This window comes from Rahnella sikkimica (assembly GCF_002951615.1).
In the GTDB taxonomy this organism is placed as follows: Bacteria; Pseudomonadota; Gammaproteobacteria; order Enterobacterales; family Enterobacteriaceae; genus Rahnella; species Rahnella sikkimica.
The window spans coordinates 2351851-2370632 of the sequence record NZ_CP019062.1 but is presented as its reverse complement, the minus strand read 5'-3'; the positions used below and the strand labels follow the sequence as shown (position 1 = coordinate 2370632).

The 18782-nt window shown below is 54.1% G+C and carries 16 protein-coding genes; 14 read left to right on the top strand and 2 right to left on the bottom strand.

Annotated features, from left to right (window positions below):
- Positions 1–109 precede the first annotated feature (109 nt).
- Positions 110–853 carry a type 2 GTP cyclohydrolase I gene (locus BV494_RS10935; RefSeq protein WP_104922905.1) on the top strand — a complete coding sequence of 248 codons (744 nt, stop codon included), beginning with the start codon at positions 110–112 and terminating at the stop codon, positions 851–853.
- Here BV494_RS10935 and BV494_RS10930 read toward each other — a convergent pair.
- Positions 850–2304: an MFS transporter gene (locus BV494_RS10930; protein WP_104922904.1), complete on the bottom strand. Its 1455-nt coding sequence runs from the start codon at positions 2302–2304 to the stop codon at positions 850–852. The two genes, BV494_RS10935 and BV494_RS10930, sit on opposite strands and share 4 nt — an antisense overlap.
- 227 nt (positions 2305–2531) lie before the next feature.
- Here BV494_RS10930 and pxpB point away from each other — a divergent pair, with 227 nt between their 5' ends.
- From pxpB to nei, 5 genes are read left to right on the top strand one after another with little or no spacing between them, the layout of a single operon-like run.
- The gene (gene pxpB / locus BV494_RS10925; protein WP_104922903.1) at positions 2532–3197 is read left to right on the top strand and encodes a 5-oxoprolinase subunit PxpB; all 666 of its coding nucleotides are present in this window, start codon (positions 2532–2534) and stop codon (positions 3195–3197) included.
- Positions 3191–4120 (top strand): 5-oxoprolinase subunit PxpC, encoded by a 930-nt coding sequence (gene pxpC, locus BV494_RS10920; RefSeq protein WP_104922902.1) that lies wholly within the window; start codon positions 3191–3193, stop codon positions 4118–4120. The genes pxpB and pxpC overlap by 7 nt, the downstream gene beginning before the upstream one ends.
- On the top strand, positions 4110–4847 hold the full coding sequence (gene pxpA / locus BV494_RS10915) for a 5-oxoprolinase subunit PxpA (protein ID WP_104922901.1): 738 nt from the start codon (positions 4110–4112) through the stop codon (positions 4845–4847). Before pxpC ends, pxpA begins: the two co-directional genes overlap by 11 nt.
- 25 nt (positions 4848–4872) lie before the next feature.
- Positions 4873–5523 (top strand): pyroglutamyl-peptidase I, encoded by a 651-nt coding sequence (pcp, locus tag BV494_RS10910; protein WP_104922900.1) that lies wholly within the window; start codon positions 4873–4875, stop codon positions 5521–5523.
- Entirely contained in the window at positions 5523–6317 is a 795-nt protein-coding gene (gene nei, locus BV494_RS10905; RefSeq protein ID WP_104922899.1) for an endonuclease VIII, read from the top strand. Before pcp ends, nei begins: the two co-directional genes overlap by 1 nt.
- 60 nt (positions 6318–6377) lie before the next feature.
- Here nei and BV494_RS10900 read toward each other — a convergent pair whose 3' ends face one another.
- Positions 6378–7661 carry a citrate synthase gene (locus BV494_RS10900; protein ID WP_104922898.1) on the bottom strand — a complete coding sequence of 428 codons (1284 nt, stop codon included), beginning with the start codon at positions 7659–7661 and terminating at the stop codon, positions 6378–6380.
- Between the two features lie 829 nt (positions 7662–8490).
- Here BV494_RS10900 and sdhC point away from each other — a divergent pair.
- The 8 genes from sdhC (at position 8491) to sucD (ending at position 18336) form a co-directional block, all read left to right on the top strand.
- Positions 8491–8880, top strand: a complete 390-nt coding sequence (gene sdhC, locus BV494_RS10895) for a succinate dehydrogenase cytochrome b556 subunit (protein ID WP_104922897.1) — start codon at positions 8491–8493, stop codon at positions 8878–8880.
- The gene (sdhD, locus tag BV494_RS10890) at positions 8874–9221 is read left to right on the top strand and encodes a succinate dehydrogenase membrane anchor subunit (protein ID WP_095921202.1); all 348 of its coding nucleotides are present in this window, start codon (positions 8874–8876) and stop codon (positions 9219–9221) included. Before sdhC ends, sdhD begins: the two co-directional genes overlap by 7 nt.
- Before the next feature lie 3 nt (positions 9222–9224).
- On the top strand, positions 9225–10991 hold the full coding sequence (gene sdhA / locus BV494_RS10885) for a succinate dehydrogenase flavoprotein subunit (RefSeq protein WP_104922896.1): 1767 nt from the start codon (positions 9225–9227) through the stop codon (positions 10989–10991).
- Positions 10992–11009: 18 nt separating this feature from the next.
- On the top strand, positions 11010–11726 hold the full coding sequence (locus BV494_RS10880) for a succinate dehydrogenase iron-sulfur subunit (RefSeq protein ID WP_104922895.1): 717 nt from the start codon (positions 11010–11012) through the stop codon (positions 11724–11726).
- Between the two features lie 393 nt (positions 11727–12119).
- Positions 12120–14927, top strand: coding sequence for a 2-oxoglutarate dehydrogenase E1 component (gene sucA / locus BV494_RS10875; protein WP_104922894.1), 2808 nt, complete (start codon positions 12120–12122; stop codon positions 14925–14927).
- Positions 14928–14972: 45 nt separating this feature from the next.
- A complete protein-coding gene (odhB, locus tag BV494_RS10870; RefSeq protein WP_104922893.1) occupies positions 14973–16202 on the top strand; it encodes a 2-oxoglutarate dehydrogenase complex dihydrolipoyllysine-residue succinyltransferase in 1230 nt (409 codons plus the stop codon).
- Between the two features lie 95 nt (positions 16203–16297).
- Complete coding sequence (sucC, locus tag BV494_RS10865) at positions 16298–17464, top strand: ADP-forming succinate--CoA ligase subunit beta (RefSeq protein ID WP_104922892.1); 1167 nt, start codon at positions 16298–16300, stop codon at positions 17462–17464.
- Positions 17464–18336 carry a succinate--CoA ligase subunit alpha gene (gene sucD, locus BV494_RS10860; RefSeq protein ID WP_104922891.1) on the top strand — a complete coding sequence of 291 codons (873 nt, stop codon included), beginning with the start codon at positions 17464–17466 and terminating at the stop codon, positions 18334–18336. The genes sucC and sucD overlap by 1 nt, the downstream gene beginning before the upstream one ends.
- The last annotated feature ends 446 nt before the right edge of the window (positions 18337–18782 follow it).

The window sequence follows — 18782 nt, the reverse complement described above, 5'->3', positions numbered from 1 at the left end:
GTGAGGAAACCAGAATAACAATCCGGCAGTTCCCGTCATTGATTTTGAGCAGGACTGGCGTTGTCGTATATTATCTGCTGCATTCGCCATGACAGATAAGTGAAACACCATGAACAATTTCCAGCTTGAAAAGCTGATTAACCAGAAACTGGATATCAGCAACTACAAAGATTATGCGCCGAACGGTTTGCAGGTCGAAGGCCGCAGCAATGTGCAGCGCATCGTGACCGGTGTGACGGCTTCTCAGGATCTGCTGGATGCCGCCATCGCTGTTGAAGCCGATGCGATTCTGGTTCACCACGGTTATTTCTGGAAAGACGAGCCGACCGAAATTCGCGGCATGAAACGCAACCGTCTCAAAACGTTGCTGGCGACTGACACCAATATGTACGCCTATCACTTGCCGCTCGACGGCCACGCTGAGCTGGGCAATAACGCGCAGCTGGCGAAACTGTTTGGCATTACCGTGCAGGGCGAAATCGCGTTGCTGTTGCCGTATGGCGAGCTTGAAACGCCACTGTCGGGCAACGAATTCCGTCAGCGCATCGAAAGAATTCTGGATCGCAGCGTGCTGCACAGCGCACAAAATGCACCGGCGGAAATACGTCGTGTGGCGTGGTGCTCAGGCGGTGGTCAGGGCTACATTCAGAAAGCGGCAGAGTTTGGCGTGGATGCGTTTATCAGCGGTGAAGTTTCTGAGCAAACCATTCACATTGCCCGCGAGATGGGGCTGCATTTCTTCGCCGCAGGCCATCACGCCACGGAACGTTATGGCGTGAAAGCGCTGGGCGAATGGCTGCAAAATGAACACGGGTTAGATGTGATGTTTATCGACATCGATAATCCGGCTTAATTTTTCTTTTCGGCTGTATCTCCGGCAATACTATCTTCTGTAACGCTGTCTTCCAGCAGCGTAAACGCCCGCTGTAATCCGGTATCCACTTCAGGGTCTGCGCCCTGCGGTGGATATTTGCTTTCCTCTTCGTCTTCCACGAAATCTTCGTCCGTCTCTTCTGTGACCGGTTCAACCACGTTTTCCGGCGCGGGCATGGTGTCCTGAATCATTTGTTCATCGAATGCCGGATTCAGCGCCGGTGAAAGCGGGGAACTGCTCAGACTGTCTGGCATGGCGATGTGCGGAACCGGCGCATCGACCGCCATTTGCGTTTCTTCTTCTTTTTTCGACGTGCGGCTTAACGCCACAATGCCTGCGCCACACAGCGCGAAGAAGGCATACAAAATATTGCCGCCCAGCGGTTGTATCAGCGCGCCAACGGCTAACGGACCGATACAGGCACCGACGCCAAATGCCATCAGCAGACAGGCGGAAAGCGATACGCGGCGCTCCGGCTCAATCATGTCATTCGCCAGCGCCACCACCAGCGGATACAGCGTGAACTGCATCAGGCTGACGATAAAGCCGATGCCGAGCAGCAGCGGGAAAGAGATATGGCTGAATAACGCCAGCGGCAGCGCCGTCAGCGCCAGCAAAATGGCGTTAATGCGCATCAGCATATTGCGGTTATAGCGGTCAGACAGCCAGCTCAGCGGGAACTGCGCCAGCAGCCCGGCGAATATCGCCAGCGCCATAAACAGACCGGTTTGCTGCGTAGTGAGTGATTGCTGACTGGTGTAAATCGGTGCCATACCGTAGAACGACCCGACCACCATGCCGATGACCAGCGTGATGGCCAGCACTTTGGGAATGGCGCGGATGAAGAATTTCAACTCCATCGGTGCCGGAGACATATGGCTGACGTTGGTGCGGGTAGTCAGCGCAATCGGCACCAGACACAGCGCAAAACACAGCGCAATAACAATCAGCGTGCTGACGCCCAAATCGCTGTTGAGCATCAGAACCACCTGACCGAGCGACATCCCGAGATACGACGCCACCATATAAAAGCCGAAAACCACGCCGCGCTGGTTCGCTTCGGCCTGATCGTTGAGCCAGCTTTCCAGCACCATATATTGCACCATCATGCACAGACCGATGATCAGGCGCAGCACCACCCAGACCGGAATAATGTCGGTCAGGCCGTGACCGAGGACGGCGGCGGTGATAATCCCTGAGCAGGAAACGTAGGCGCGGATATGTCCGACGCGGGCGATGAGGATATGGCCGACTTTGCCGCCAATCACCAGCCCGATGTAGTTAGCCGCAATGATGGCACCGATCATCGTGCCGCTGACGTTAATCGCCGAAAGCCGCAGGGAAATGTAAGTGGTGAGCAGGCCGGAACCCAACAGCATCAATAATGTGGTGGTGTAGAGTGGAAAAAATAAGGCCAGTGGCTTTTTCACGACGTCTCCCTTTCTTTTGTGACGAAAGCGTTATCCAAACGCTAAAAAAACAGCAACATTTCTGAGAGTAGCAGTTGAAGGCGGCGGGGGAAACCCTGAAGCCGGTAAAGCGCGGGCGGACAGGTTGACATGTCCGGTGGGTTTCCCGCATAACAGTGAGTAAGTTTCGATTCATTGAGTTGCTGAATAACCTGATGATCCACAACCTTTCTTTAAGGAGTGCCTGAGTGCAACGAGCACGATGTTATCTGCTGGGTGAACGCGCGGTAGTGCTGGAACTGGAACCGCCGGTGTCGCTGGCGAGTCAGCAACGGATCTGGGGGCTGGCACGGCGTTTACAGGATCGCGCCGCGTATCCCGGCGTCCGTGAAGTCATTCCCGGTATGAATAATTTAACCGTTCTCCTGACCGCGGCTCAGAGTTCTGCGCTGGACGCGATTGAGCGTCTGCAAACCTGGTGGGAAGAGAGCGAGGCCATCGTGCCTGAATCACGGTTAATCGAAATCCCTGTGATTTATGGCGGCGAACACGGGCCGGATCTCGACAACGTGGCGCGCCATACCGGTATGTCCGCGCGCGATGTCGTGGCATTGCATTCCGGCATTGATTACACCGTTTATTTTCTCGGTTTCCAGCCGGGCTTCCCGTATCTGGGCGGATTGCCGGATAAACTGGCAACCCCTCGTCGCGGCGAACCTCGCCTGTCTGTGCCCGCCGGTTCGGTGGGTATCGGCGGCAGCCAGACCGGCATTTATCCGTTGTCCACGCCGGGCGGCTGGCAGCTCATCGGCCTGACGACACTTGCCATGTTTGACCCGCTGAGGGAACAGCCGACGCTGCTGCTCCCGGGCGACAGCGTCCGCTTTGTGCCACAAAAGGAGGGCGTATGCTGAAGGTTTTACGCGCAGGCATGTTTACCACCGTTCAGGATCTGGGGCGCAGCGGTTATCGCCAGCAGGGCGTCAGCCAGTCGGGCGCGCTGGATACGCCGGCGCTGCGGATTGCCAATCTGCTGGTCGGTAATGATGAAAACGCCGCCGGGCTGGAAATCACGCTCGGGCAGTTCAGCGGTGAGTTCCATCGTGAAGGCTGGATTGCGCTGACCGGCGCGGGTTGCCATGCGCAGCTTGATGGCAAAGAAATCTGGACCGGCTGGCGGTATGCCGTCAGACCGGGGCAAGTGCTTACGCTTAAAACGCCGACGCGCGGTATGCGCAGTTATCTGGCGGTGTCCGGCGGAATTGATGTACCGGAAGTGATGGGCTCGCGCAGTACCGATCTGAAAGCGAAATTCGGCGGATTTCATGGCCGTCCGTTGCAGGACGGCGACGAACTGCCGACCGGCGAATCGTACAATCCGCCTGAAAAATCCGGCGGGATTAAACAGTTGTTATTCGGTAACCGTATCCGCGCATTGCCGGGGCCGGAATATCAGGAGTTCAGCGTGCAATCCCGCGAAGAGTTCTGGCGCGCTGCGTGGCAGCTCAGCCCGCAAAGTAACCGCATGGGATATCGTCTGCACGGCCATGTACTCAAACGCGAAACCGACCGAGAGCTGTTTTCCCACGGGCTGCTTCCAGGCGTGGTGCAGGTTCCGCACGGCGGCCAGCCGATTGTGCTGATGGCCGATGCGCAGACCACCGGCGGTTATCCGCGCATTGCCTGTGTGATCGAAGCCGATTTGTATAATCTGGCGCAAATCCGCCTTGGCGAGCCGATTCACTTTGTGAAATGCACGCCGGAAGAAGCGCAGAAAGCGCTGCACGAGCAATCACGTTTTATCGAACAGGTGAAATGGGGGCTGTATGATCGTTGATCTGAACGCGGATCTGGGCGAAGGCTGCGCCAACGACGAGGCGCTTTTGCAGCTCGTCAGTTCGGCAAATATCGCCTGCGGTTTTCATGCCGGAGACGCGCAGACCATGCAGCAGTCCGTGCGCTGGGCGCTGAAGTACGGCGTGGCGATTGGCGCGCACCCGAGCTTTCCTGATCGCGAAAACTTTGGCCGGACGGCCATGCAGCTTGCGCCGGAAACCGTGTACGCGCAGGTGGTGTATCAGCTTGGCGCACTCGCTGCGATCACCCGCGCCGAAGGCGGCAAAATGGTGCATGTGAAACCGCACGGCATGTTGTACAACCAGGCGGCGACCGACGCGCTGCTGGCGGATGCCATCGCCCGCGCGGTGTATGACGTTGATCCGACCCTTCGTTTAGTCGGGCTGGCGGGAAGCGAACTGATCCGCGCCGGTGAACGCCTCGGGCTGCAAACGCGGCAGGAAGTGTTTGCCGACCGGCGTTATCAGAGTAACGGCACGCTGGTGCCGCGCAGCCAGCCGGATGCAATGATTGAGAGCGATGAACTGGCGCTGGATCAAACGCTGGCGATGGTGCGGGAACATAAAGTACTCAGCCGCGAAGGCGTCCGGGTTCCGGTGCAGGCCGACACCGTTTGTCTTCACGGTGATGGTGAGCACGCACTGACCTTCGCGCGCCGTCTGCGCGAAGCGTTTGGTGAGCAGGATATTCAGGTCAGCGCAGTCTGACGTCAGTAAAATCAGGGGAATACCTATGCGTAAAGTCTTAGTCACCGGTATCGAGCCGTTCGAAGGCGAAAAAATTAACCCGTCATGGGAAGTGGTGAAACTGTTAGGTGACATGGAATTGTCCGGGGCGAAGATTGTGGTGCGCCAGTTGCCGTGCGTGTTTGGCAAAGCCATTGATGCGCTGAATGCGGCCATTGATGAAGTGCAGCCGGAAATGGTGATTTGCGTCGGGCAGGCGGGCGGTCGCAGTGATTTCAGCATCGAACGTGTGGCGATAAACATCAACGATGCGCGTATCCCTGATAACGAAAACAATCAGCCGGTGGATGAGACGATTGTCGCCGGCGGCCCTGCTGCGTATTTCTCCGCGCTGCCGATCAAAACCATTGTGAACGGGCTACGTGAATCCGGCATTCCGGCCTCTGTCTCGCAAACGGCGGGTACGTATGTGTGTAATCACATCATGTACGGCCTGCTGCATCGTCTTGCCCAGCCGTCGTGCAAAGTGGTGAAGGGCGGGTTTATCCATATTCCTTATCTGCCGGAACAGGCTGCGCGTCATCCGGGCGCGCCGAGTATGTCGGTTCATACGGTGCTGAATGCGCTTGAGCTGACGATCGCTATCGCGCTGCATACCGAGCAGGATTTGCGGATTGCCGAGGGTGCGACTCACTGATGCCTGAAGGTCCTGAAATTCGCCGCGCTGCCGATCTGCTGGCAGCCGCGGTCGTTAACAAACCGCTCACGGATGTCTGGTTCGCTTTTCCCAATCTGAAGCCTTACCAGTCGGCATTACGTGGCACAAAAATTACGGCGATTGAAACCCGTGGGAAAGCGCTACTGACGCACTTTTCCAACGGCCTGACGCTCTACAGCCACAACCAGCTTTATGGCGTCTGGCGGGTGATTCAGGCCGGTGAAACGCCGAAGGAGACCAAACGTTCGCTGCGGGTAAAACTCGAAACCACGGACGCGGCGATCTTGCTCTACAGCGCGTCTGAGATCGGGCTTTACGATACGGCGGAGATAGAAAATCACCCGTTCCTGCAACGTATCGGGCCGGACGTGCTGGATGAAACCCTGACCGTCGCGCAGGTACGTGAGCGGTTACTTTCGCCGAAATTCCGCAACCGTCAGCTCGGCGGGATGTTGCTGGATCAGGCATTTCTGGCCGGATTGGGAAATTATCTGCGGGCGGAAATTCTGTGGCTGGCAAAATTACTGCCCGATCATAAAGCGAATGAACTGAATGACGCAGAACTGGATGCGCTGGCCGATGCCTGTTTGTCCGTCGCGCGTTTGTCCTACGCCACGCGCGGCACAATGGATGAAAATGTGCATCATGGCGCACTGTTCCGTTTCAAAGTTTTCGGGCGGACGGGGAAACCCTGCGCGCGTTGCGGCGATCCGATTGAAAAGGGCAGCGTGTCTTCACGGCCATTTTTCTGGTGCCCGGTTTGTCAGGTGTGATGAAAACGTTGAAATGAAAAAGGCTCCCGCGGGAGCCTTTAACGTCTGCGAAATCAGAACTTATTTTTTCAGCTGAGAATGGAAATCGCGTTTGTCGTAGCCGGTGTAAAGCTGACGAGGACGGGCGATTTTGATGCCGTCCTGGTGCATTTCGCTCCAGTGAGCAATCCAGCCAACGGTACGCGCCATCGCGAAGATCACGGTAAACATCGACGACGGAATTCCCATGGCTTTCAGGATGATGCCTGAATAGAAATCGACGTTCGGATACAGTTTTTTCTCGATGAAGTACGGGTCGTTCAGCGCGATGTGTTCCAGCTCCATCGCCACTTCCAGCAGGTTATCTTTCAGATCCAGCTCTTTGAGCACTTCATGGCAGGTTTCACGCATCACAGTGGCGCGCGGGTCGTAGTTTTTGTAAACACGGTGACCGAAGCCCATCAGGCGGAAAGAATCATTTTTGTCTTTTGCACGTTTAACGAATTCAGGGATGTGATCCACGCTGCTGATTTCTTCCAGCATTTTCAGTGCGGCTTCGTTTGCACCGCCGTGCGCTGGCCCCCACAGGGAAGCAATACCGGCTGCGATACAGGCGAACGGGTTAGCGCCAGAAGAACCGGCGGTACGCACGGTAGAGGTCGAGGCGTTCTGTTCGTGGTCGGCGTGCAGGATCAGAATACGGTCCATCGCACGTTCCAGAATCGGGTTCACTTTATATTCTTCACACGGCGTGGAGAACATCATGTGCAGGAAGTTACCGGCGTAAGACAGATTGTTGCGCGGGTACACAAACGGCTGGCCGATAGAATATTTGTAACACATCGCGGCAACGGTCGGCATTTTGGACAGCAGACGGTAAGCGGCGATTTCGCGGTGACGCTCGTTTTCGACGTCAATTGAGTCGTGATAAAACGCCGCCAGTGCGCCGGTCACGCCGCACAGTACGGCCATCGGGTGAGAGTCACGACGGAAACCGTGGAACAGACGGGTGATCTGCTCGTGCACCATCGTGTGACGGGTCACATTGGTTTTGAATTCTTCGAACTGCTCAGGGGTTGGCGCTTCGCCATTCAGCAGCAGGTAGCTGACTTCCAGAAAGGTTGACTCTTTTGCCAACTGATCAATCGGGAAACCACGGTGGAGCAGAATACCTTCGTCACCGTCGATAAAGGTGATTTTGGATTCGCAGGATGCAGTAGAGGTGAAACCGGGGTCATAGGTAAAAAGACCTTTTGAACCAAGGGTGCGGATATCAATTTCATCCTGACCCAGCGTGCCGGTAAGCACGTTTAGTTCAATTGGGTCGTGACCTTGTAGGGTAAGTGTCGCTTTCTTATCAGCCATTTACAGTCTCCTTAGCGCCTTATTTTTAAAAATCAGTAACAACAGAAATGCCTGGAAGCGACGCCTTGTAAGGTCATTATTATTGTCAGCCTTAACTCTGCGATCGTATGGGAAGGGAACGTAGAGCTGAGTCGAATTGCAGTCTCAGACTGCTCTGTGACCAACAAGCGGCGTTTCATCGTTGTTAACGATTCGGTAAATCATTACTGTTCTGTCGCTCAGTACCTGTGAAGAGGTTGAGGATTTACACAATCCCCACTTTTGCATAACTTGGGGCAACAGGGAAGACCCTGCATCACGATTGTGTGATCCACTGATTCTTCAGAAACTTCCACCATTTTGGTGCGGATGGCGTCAGCCGGTATGTGCTCAGTATCACAGTCCTATAGGGATAGTTCATATGTAATGGAAATGTTGATCAAATGTCAAACCAGATAATTTATTTTGTGCCTTTTGTGGAAAATGAGAGCTAACTCACTGTTTACAAGAAATGTGAATAAAGCATTTGTAGGGCAATTGTAATAAGAATGTGATCAACCTATACTCCTACAAGGTCTCCGGGCAATCCGAAGTAGGAGCACCCAGCATCATCTTTTTTGTCTTTGAATTTATGAAAATGGACTGAAAGGAAAAACACATTTCTGCGCCGTTTAAGCACATCGGATGTCGTTGTTTGAGCGCGGGAAATGAGAGCTTTTAGGAGCTCAGCTTTCTAACGTTTTTGGTGTTGTGAGAATGCGGCCAACGCACCCACAGCGACACGAACGCAGGAAAGGATGCTGTCTGACATACTGCTCCGGGCCGGAGGAAGTAAAATAATAAGAGCTGTGTGGGCAAAACCGTGAAAAAACAAAGACCTGTCAATCTGGATCTGCAAACGATCCGGTTTCCCGTTACTGCGATAGCGTCCATCTTACACCGAGTCTCTGGCGTAATAACCTTCGTCGCCGTCGGTATCCTCCTCTGGCTGTTAGGCTTGTCTCTCTCTTCTCCCGAAGGGTTTGCGCAGGCTGCGGCCATCATGAATAGCTTCTTCGTCAAATTCATCTTTTGGGGAATACTCACTGCGCTGGCCTATCACGTTTGCGGTGGCGTTCGCCACTTGCTGATGGATTTTGGCTATATCGAAGAGAGTTTGGCTGCCGGTACCCGTTCTGCCCAGGTGGCAATCGGTCTGACCGTCGTGCTGTCAATTCTGGCTGGAGTCCTCGTATGGTAAGCAACGTTTCTGCATTGGGACGCAATGGTGTGCACGACTGGCTGTTACTGCGTGCCTCCGCAATCATCCTCACCCTGTACATCCTTTATATTCTGGGCTTTGTGGTTCTGGCTCAGGAGCTGACTTTTGATGTCTGGCATGGCTTCTTCTCTTCCTCCATCACGAAAGTATTCACACTGCTGGCATTGCTGTCGATTTTGATTCATGCGTGGATCGGCATGTGGCAGGTGTTAACGGACTATGTCAAACCGGTAGCTGTCCGACTGGTGCTGCAACTGGCCATCGTCGTCACGTTAGTGGTTTACCTACTTTACGGAACAATTGTTGTTTGGGGAGCGTAGTAAATGAATCTGCCAGTCAGAGAGTTTGATGCTGTCGTTATCGGTGCAGGTGGCGCCGGTATGCGTGCCGCGTTACAGATTTCACAACAGGGCCTGTCCTGCGCCCTGATTTCCAAAGTCTTCCCGACCCGCTCCCATACGGTGTCTGCTCAGGGCGGTATTACCGTTGCGCTGGGTAACACCCATGAGGATGACTGGGAATGGCATATGTACGATACCGTAAAAGGTTCCGACTACATCGGTGATCAGGACGCCATTGAATATATGTGTAAAACCGGGCCGGAAGCGATTCTGGAACTCGAACACATGGGATTGCCTTTCTCCCGTCTTGATGACGGCCGGATTTATCAGCGTCCGTTTGGCGGCCAGTCGAAGAACTTCGGCGGCGAGCAGGCGGCACGTACTGCGGCAGCGGCTGACCGTACCGGCCACGCCTTGCTGCACACGCTGTATCAGCAAAACCTGAAAAACCACACCACGATTTTCTCCGAATGGTATTCACTGGATTTAGTGAAAAACCAGGACGGCGCGATTGTCGGTTGTACCGCAATTTGTATCGAAACCGGTGAAGTCGTTTACTTCAAAGCCAAAGCAACCGTGCTGGCAACCGGCGGTGCAGGCCGTATTTATCAGTCCACCACCAACGCGCACATTAATACCGGCGACGGCGTGGGCATGGCGCTGCGTGCCGGTGTGCCGGTGCAGGATATGGAAATGTGGCAGTTCCACCCGACCGGTATTGCCGGTGCGGGCGTTCTGGTGACAGAAGGTTGTCGCGGTGAAGGCGGTTATCTGCTCAATAAAGATGGCGAACGTTTCATGGAACGTTATGCGCCAAATGCCAAAGACCTGGCGGGTCGTGACGTGGTGGCGCGTTCCATCATGATCGAAATCCGTGAAGGCCGTGGCTGTGAAGGTCCGTGGGGCCCGCACGTTAAACTGAAACTCGACCATCTGGGCCGCGACGTGCTGGAATCCCGCCTGCCGGGCATTCTGGAATTGTCCCGCACCTTTGCTCACGTTGACCCGATCAAAGAGCCGATCCCGGTTCTGCCAACCTGCCACTACATGATGGGCGGTATTCCGACCAAAGTGACCGGACAGGCGCTGCGTGTGAACGCACAGGGTCAGGATGAAGTGATTCCGGGCCTGTTCGCTGTCGGCGAAATTGCATGCGTTTCCGTTCACGGCGCAAACCGTCTCGGCGGTAACTCGCTGCTCGACCTGGTGGTGTTTGGCCGCGCAGCCGGTATGCACTTGCAGGAATCCATTCTGGAGCAGGGCGCAAGCCGCGATGCGTCTCAGGACGATATCGATGTGTCTCTGGAACGTCTGAACCGCTGGAACAATACCCGTTCCGGTGAAGACCCGGTGGCAATCCGCAAAGATTTGCAGGCCTGTATGCAGAACAACTTCTCGGTATTCCGTGAAGGCGATGCGATGGCAGAAGGTCTGGAACAACTGAAAGTGATCCGCGAACGTCTGAAAACCGCGCGTCTGGACGATACTTCGTCAGAATTCAACACCCAGCGCGTCGAGTGTCTGGAGCTGGATAACCTGATGGAAACTGCGTTTTCTACTGCCGTCTCTGCAAACTACCGTACTGAAAGCCGTGGCGCACACAGCCGCTTCGACTTCCCGGAACGTGACGATGCGAACTGGCTGTGTCACACGCTGTATCAGCCGGAAACAGAAAGCATGACCCGCCGTGAGGTGAACATGCAGCCTAAGCTTCGCGCGGCCTTCCCGCCGAAAGCGCGTACTTACTAGGGCGGAGCGGAGACAGATATGAAACTCGAATTTTCGATTTATCGCTACAACCCGGATGTCGATGATGTTCCGTACATGAAAGATTATGTGCTGGAAGCTCAGGAAGGGCGCGACATGATGTTGCTCGATGCGCTGATTTTGCTGAAAGAACAGGATCCTACGCTGGCGTTTCGCCGCTCATGCCGTGAAGGCGTGTGTGGTTCTGACGGCGTGAACATGAACGGGAAAAACGGTCTGGCCTGTATCACGCCGGTCTCGACGTTACGTCACGGCGGCAAGAAAATTGTTATCCGCCCGTTACCAGGATTGCCGGTTGTGCGCGACCTTGTTGTGGACATGGGACAATTCTATAAGCAGTATGAGAAGATTAAGCCTTACCTGTTGAATGATGGGAAAAATCCTCCGGCGCGTGAACATTTACAGATGCCGGATGAGCGCGAAAAACTGGACGGATTGTACGAATGTATTCTCTGTGCCTGTTGCTCGACGTCCTGCCCGTCTTTCTGGTGGAATCCGGACAAATTTGTCGGTCCGGCAGGCCTTCTGGCCGCTTACCGTTTCCTTATCGACAGCCGCGATACCGAAACGCAACCGCGACTCGACGATCTGAACGATGCTTTCAGCGTATTCCGCTGCCACAGCATCATGAACTGTGTGAGTGTGTGTCCTAAAGGTTTGAACCCGACGAAAGCCATCGGGCACATCAAATCGATGCTGCTACAGCGGGGCGCCTGAGTTCATAAGGTGATGCCATCAGCGGGAACTCAGGTTCCCGCTGTTATTTACTTAACCGCAGTTTTTGCTTTCTTTACTTACAAATGCCGTAACTGAGGTGTTGATAGCAAATAAGTAAATTTTTAATAACAAAGTAGCAACAAGTGCAACAAAGTTGCGCCTGACAGGAGTAAGATAGCCGGGTCAAAATAAGGGAGATGAAAAGCACTACACGTTAAGCAGGGCAACTTCAAAAGTCAGTCACGCACCTGGCGGATTTCTGAAGGTTCCTTGAAGAGCCAAACGCTCAACCAACGAACTGTTTTAGTATGGAAAACCGTTTTACCGCGGTGTATCACGGTCAATATTATTAACCACGGCGAAAACTAAAGCTTCAAAGCTTAAGGGATCACGATGCAGAACGGCGCAATGAAGGCCTGGCTGGATTCCTCCTATCTGGCGGGTGCAAACCAGTCTTACATAGAGCAACTCTATGAAGACTACTTAACCGATCCTGGTTCCGTTGACGATAGCTGGCGTTCGATTTTTAAACAGCTACCAACAGTGGGTGTGAAACCAGAGCAACTCCATTCTCAAACTCGCGACTACTTCCGCCGCCTGGCGAAAGATGCGTCACGTTATAATTCCTCCATCAGCGATCCGCAAACGGATGCCAAGCAAGTTAAGGTGTTGCAGTTAATCAACGCCTTCCGCTTCCGTGGTCATCAGAACGCGAACCTTGATCCCCTCGGCCTGTGGAAACTGGACGATGTACCGGATCTGGATCCTGCGTTCCATCACCTGACTGAAGCTGATTTCCAGGAAACCTTCAACGTCGGTTCTTTTGCCATTGGCAAAGAAACCATGCAGCTCGGCGAGCTGTATAAAGCCCTGAAGCAAACCTATTGCGGTTCCATTGGTGTGGAATACATGCACATCACCAACACCGAAGAGAAACGCTGGATCCAACAGCGCGTCGAATCCGTGGCCGGTCGTGCGAAATTCACCAATGATGAGAAGAAAACGTTCCTGAAAGAACTGACCGCAGCAGAAGGTCTGGAACGTTATCTGGGCGCGAAATTCCCGGGCGCAAAACGCTTCTCCCTTGAAGGTGGCGATGCGCTGGTTCCGATGCTCAAAGACATGATCCGTCATGCAGGCAAAAACGGAACGCGCGAAGTGGTGCTGGGTATGGCGCACCGTGGCCGTCTGAACGTGCTGATCAACGTGCTGGGTAAAAAACCTCAGGACCTGTTCGACGAATTCTCCGGCAAACATAAAGAACACCTGGGTACCGGTGACGTGAAATACCACATGGGCTATTCGTCTGATGTGGAAACCGAAGGCGGTATGGTTCACCTGGCGCTGGCGTTTAACCCGTCGCACCTGGAAATCGTGAGCCCGGTGGTGATCGGTTCTGTCCGAGCCCGTCGTGATCGTCTGGATGAAGCGCGCAGTAACATGGTTCTGCCAATCACCATTCACGGTGATGCGGCGATTACCGGTCAGGGTGTGGTTCAGGAAACCCTGAACATGTCGCTGGCACGCGGTTATGAAGTGGGCGGTACCGTGCGTATCGTCATCAATAACCAGGTGGGCTTCACCACCTCGAATCCGAAAGATGCGCGTTCCACCGACTACTGTACTGATATTGCGAAAATGGTGCAGGCACCGATTTTCCACGTCAATGCCGATGACCCTGAAGCGGTGGCTTTCGTCACCCGCCTGGCATTGGATTTCCGTAACACCTTTAAACGTGACGTCATGATTGATCTGGTTTGCTACCGTCGCCACGGCCATAACGAGGCCGACGAACCGAGCGCAACCCAGCCACTGATGTACAACAAGATCAAGAAGCACCCGACGCCGCGCAAAATCTATGCTGACATTCTGACCGAGCAAAACGTGGCCAGTCTCGAAGATGCCACGGAAATGGTCAATTTGTATCGTGATGCGCTGGATGCCGGTGAGTGCGTGGTGGAAGAGTGGCGTCAGAATGACATGCACACGTTCACCTGGTCACCGTATCTGAACCACGAGTGGGATGAGGCTTACCCGAACAAGGTTGAGCTGAAACGCCTGCAGGAACTGGCACGTCGCGTCAGCCATGTACCGGATGCTATTGAAATGCAGTCACGCGTTGCCAAGATTTACGGCGACCGCAACGAGATGGCCGAAGGTAATAAGAAATTCGACTGGGGCGGCGCGGAAAATCTGGCGTACGCTACGCTGGTTGACGAAGGCATTCCGATCCGTCTGTCGGGTGAGGACATGGGGCGCGGGACTTTCTTCCACCGTCACGCCGTGATCCACAACCAGAAAAACGGTTCCGTGTATGTGCCGCTGTCGAATATTCACAACAGTCAGGGCATGTTCAACGTCTGGGACTCCGTGCTTTCCGAAGAAGCGGTACTGGCGTTTGAATACGGTTATGCCACGGCTGAGCCGCGTACGCTGACCATCTGGGAAGCGCAGTTCGGCGATTTCGCCAACGGTGCGCAGGTGGTTATCGATCAGTTCATCAGTTCCGGCGAACAGAAATGGGGCCGCATGTGTGGTCTGGTGATGTTGCTGCCGCACGGTTACGAAGGGCAGGGGCCGGAGCACTCCTCCGCACGTCTGGAACGCTATCTGCAACTTTGCGCTGAGCAAAACATGCAGGTTTGTATCCCGTCTACCCCGGCGCAGGTTTACCACATGATCCGTCGTCAGGCGTTGCGCGGTATGCGACGTCCGCTGATCGTCATGTCGCCGAAGTCTCTGTTGCGTCATCCTCTGGCGGTTTCTACACTCGATGAACTGGCCAACGGCAGCTTCCTGCCAGCGATTGGTGAAGTGGACGAACTGGATCCAAAGCAGGTTAAGCGCGTGGTGATGTGCTCAGGCAAGGTGTATTACGACCTGCTGGAACAACGTCGCAAAAACGAGCAAACCGATGTGGCTATCGTTCGTATTGAGCAGTTGTATCCGTTCCCACACAAAGCGATTCAGGAAGTGCTTGAGAAATTCTCACACGTTCATGATTTCGTCTGGTGTCAGGAAGAGCCGCTGAACCAGGGCGCGTGGTACTGCAGCCAGCATAACTTCCGTGAAGTGATTCCTTTCGGGGCTTCTTTACGTTACGCAGGACGTCCGGCCTCTGCTTCTCCGGCAGTGGGTTACATGTCCGTTCACCAGAAGCAACAGCAAGATCTGGTTAACGATGCGCTGAACGTTAAATAACGCGTTGGCGTGAGTTAACACAATGGAACATAAGAAGGATTTATAATGAGTAGCGTAGATATTCTGGTCCCTGACCTTCCTGAATCCGTGGCAGATGCGACGGTTGCAACCTGGCATAAAAAACCGGGCGACAGCGTTGAGCGTGACGATGTACTGGTAGAAATTGAAACCGATAAAGTGGTTCTGGAAGTTCCGGCAAGTGAAGCCGGTATTCTGGACAGCATTATTGAAGACGAAGGCGCAACGGTGATTTCCCGTCAGATTCTGGCGCGCATTCGTCCGGGTAACAGCACCGGCAAGCCAAGCACTGAGAAAAGCTCCGATAAAGAAGCGACTCCTGCTGCACGCCACACCGCCGCGCTGGAAGAAGAAAGCAACGACGCACTCAGCCCGGCCATCCGCCGCCTGATTGCCGAACATTCTCTGGATGCCAGCGCGATCAAAGGCAGCGGTGTCGGCGGTCGTCTGACCCGTGAAGATGTCGATCAACACCTGGCGAAAGCCAAAGACGCGAAACCTGCGGCCGCACCAGCAGCAGCGCCTGCCGCGACCAGTGCCGCACCGGCTCTCGGTTCACGCAGCGAAAAACGCGTTCCGATGACGCGTCTGCGTAAGCGTGTTGCTGAGCGTCTGCTGGAAGCGAAAAACAGCACCGCGATGCTGACGACCTTCAACGAAATCAACATGAAGCCAATCATGGATCTGCGTAAGCAGTACGGTGATGGTTTCGAAAAACGTCACGGCGTGCGTCTGGGCTTCATGTCTTTCTATCTGAAAGCCGTGGTTGAAGCGCTGAAACGCTACCCGGAAGTGAACGCCTCTATTGATGGCGAAGATGTGGTTTACCACAACTACTTCGACGTGAGCATCGCCGTTTCTACGCCACGTGGTCTGGTTACGCCGGTTCTGCGCGATGTGGATACGCTGGGTATGGCTGACATCGAAAAGCAAATCAAAGAGCTGGCGATCAAAGGCCGTGACGGCAAACTGAAAGTAGAAGAACTGACCGGCGGTAACTTTACTGTCACCAACGGCGGCGTCTTCGGCTCACTGATGTCGACCCCGATTATCAACCCACCGCAGAGTGCGATTCTGGGTATGCATGCCATTAAAGATCGTCCGATGGCGGTAAACGGTCAGGTTGTGATCTTGCCAATGATGTATCTGGCACTGTCCTACGATCACCGTCTGGTTGATGGCCGCGAATCTGTCGGCTTCCTGGTGACCATTAAAGAAATGCTGGAAGATCCGGCTCGTCTGCTGCTGGACGTTTAGTCCCCGGCAGAACGAAAGATTAGAGATCGACAAAATCTGTGGCACAGCCCGCTGTGCCCTGATAAGCCTTCCTACTAAAGAATGGATAGAACATCATGAATTTACACGAGTATCAGGCGAAACAGCTGTTCCTGCGCTACGGCCTGCCAGCACCAACGGGCTTCGCCTGTTCCACGCCGCGTGAAGCGGAAGAGGCTGCATCGAAAATCGGTGCCGGTCCGTGGGTGGTAAAATGTCAGGTTCATGCCGGTGGCCGCGGTAAAGCGGGCGGCGTGAAAGTGGTGAAAAGCAAAGAAGAAATTCGTGCTTTCGCAGAACACTGGCTGGGCAAACGTCTGGTGACTTACCAGACAGACGCACAGGGTCAGCCGGTTAACCAGATCCTGGTTGAATCCGCGACAGACATCGACAAAGAATTGTACCTCGGCGCTGTGGTAGACCGCAGCTCACGCCGCGTGGTGTTCATGGCGTCTACCGAAGGCGGCGTGGAAATCGAGAAAGTGGCTGAAGAAACGCCACACCTGATCCACAAAGTGGCACTGGATCCGCTGGCCGGTCCGCAGCCTTATCAGGGTCGTGAACTGGCATTCAAACTGGGTCTGACCGGTAAGCAGGTTCAGCAGTTCACCAAGATCTTCATGGGTCTGGCCAACATCTTCCTTGAGCGCGATCTGGCGCTGATCGAAATCAACCCGCTGGTGGTGACCACCGCAGGCGACCTGATCTGCCTCGACGGCAAACTGGGCGCAGACGGCAACGCGTTGTTCCGTCAGCCAGAATTGCGCGAAATGCGCGATTACAGCCAGGAAGATGCCCGCGAATCTCAGGCAGCGCAGTGGGAACTGAACTACGTTGCGCTCGACGGCAACATCGGTTGCATGGTGAACGGTGCCGGTCTGGCAATGGGTACCATGGACATCGTGAAACTGCACGGTGGCGAACCGGCTAACTTCCTGGACGTTGGCGGCGGTGCGACCAAAGAACGCGTCACCGAAGCCTTCAAAATCATCCTCTCCGATGAAAAAGTGAAAGCCGTCTTCGTGAACATCTTCGGCGGTATCGTTCGTTGCGACCTGATCGCCGACGGTATCATCGGTGCGGTGGAAGAAGTGGGTGTCAGCGTGCCGGTTGTGGTGCGTCTTGAAGGTAACAATGCCGAGCTGGGTGCCAAAAAACTGGCAGACAGCGGTTTGAACATCATTGCAGCGACCAGCCTGACGAATGCGGCTCAACAAGTTGTCGCGGCAGTGGAGGGGAAATAATGTCGATTTTAATCAACAAGAACACCAAAGTTATCTGCCAGGGTTTCACCGGTAGCCAGGGCACTTTCCACTCCGAACAAGCCATCGCTTATGGCACAAAAATGGTTGGCGGCGTAACGCCAGGCAAAGGCGGCACCGAACATCTGGGTCTGCCAGTGTTCAACACCGTGCGCGAAGCGGTTGAAACCACCGGCGCAACGGCGTCTGTGATTTATGTTCCGGCGCCATTCTGCAAAGACTCCATTCTGGAAGCGCTGGATGCAGGCATCAAACTGATCATCTGTATCACCGAAGGTATCCCGACGCTGGATATGCTGGTGGTTAAAGTGAAACTGGACCAAAGTGATGCGGTCATGATCGGGCCAAACTGTCCGGGCGTGATCACACCAGGCGAATGCAAAATCGGCATCATGCCGGGCCACATTCACCTGCCGGGCAAAGTGGGCATCGTTTCCCGCTCGGGTACGCTGACGTATGAAGCCGTTAAGCAGACCACAGATTACGGCTACGGCCAGTCTACCTGTGTCGGTATCGGCGGTGACCCGATCCCGGGCTCTAACTTCATCGATATCCTGAAGTTGTTCCAGGAAGACCCGCAGACCGAAGTGATCGTAATGATCGGTGAAATCGGCGGTAACGCGGAAGAAGAAGCTGCGGCTTATATTCAGGCACACGTGACGAAACCGGTTGTAGGCTACATCGCCGGTGTCACTGCGCCAAAAGGCAAACGTATGGGCCATGCTGGCGCTATCATTTCCGGTGGCAAAGGCACCGCAGACGAGAAGTTTGCTGCTTTAGAAGCCGCTGGCGTGAAGACTGTTCGCAGTCTGGCTGATATCGGCGAAGCGGTAAAATCTGTACTGCCGCAATAAGCATTACCCGTCGCGACGGAAGCCATTTCGGCGCGACATAAGTCATTTTCTGTGACTTTACGATTCGACATGTTGGCCACCTTCGGGTGGCCTTTTTTATTTTTAAGCTAAATATTTAACAATTGCCGAATTGAGCTATATTTATTAACACAGCACGATAGGTTCGTTGGAAATAAAAAGTTAATAATTGGGTTTTAAAAGGTAGCGATTTGGATATTTAGTACAACCATAAAAACACAACAAATTAACAATAAATACACCATTAAAGGCCAGTGAAACCAACGGTTAACATCCTGAAATGTTTTTTCAGAAATTGATGTGGATATTATAGAAATAAACAATGAGATAGGCTTAAATTGCGTCAGATCAATTACGGCGATCTGCACGGTTTTGTCGTTAAATTGACCTGTACGCGGAAATTCGCTTTGGGTCACTAAAAAACCTAT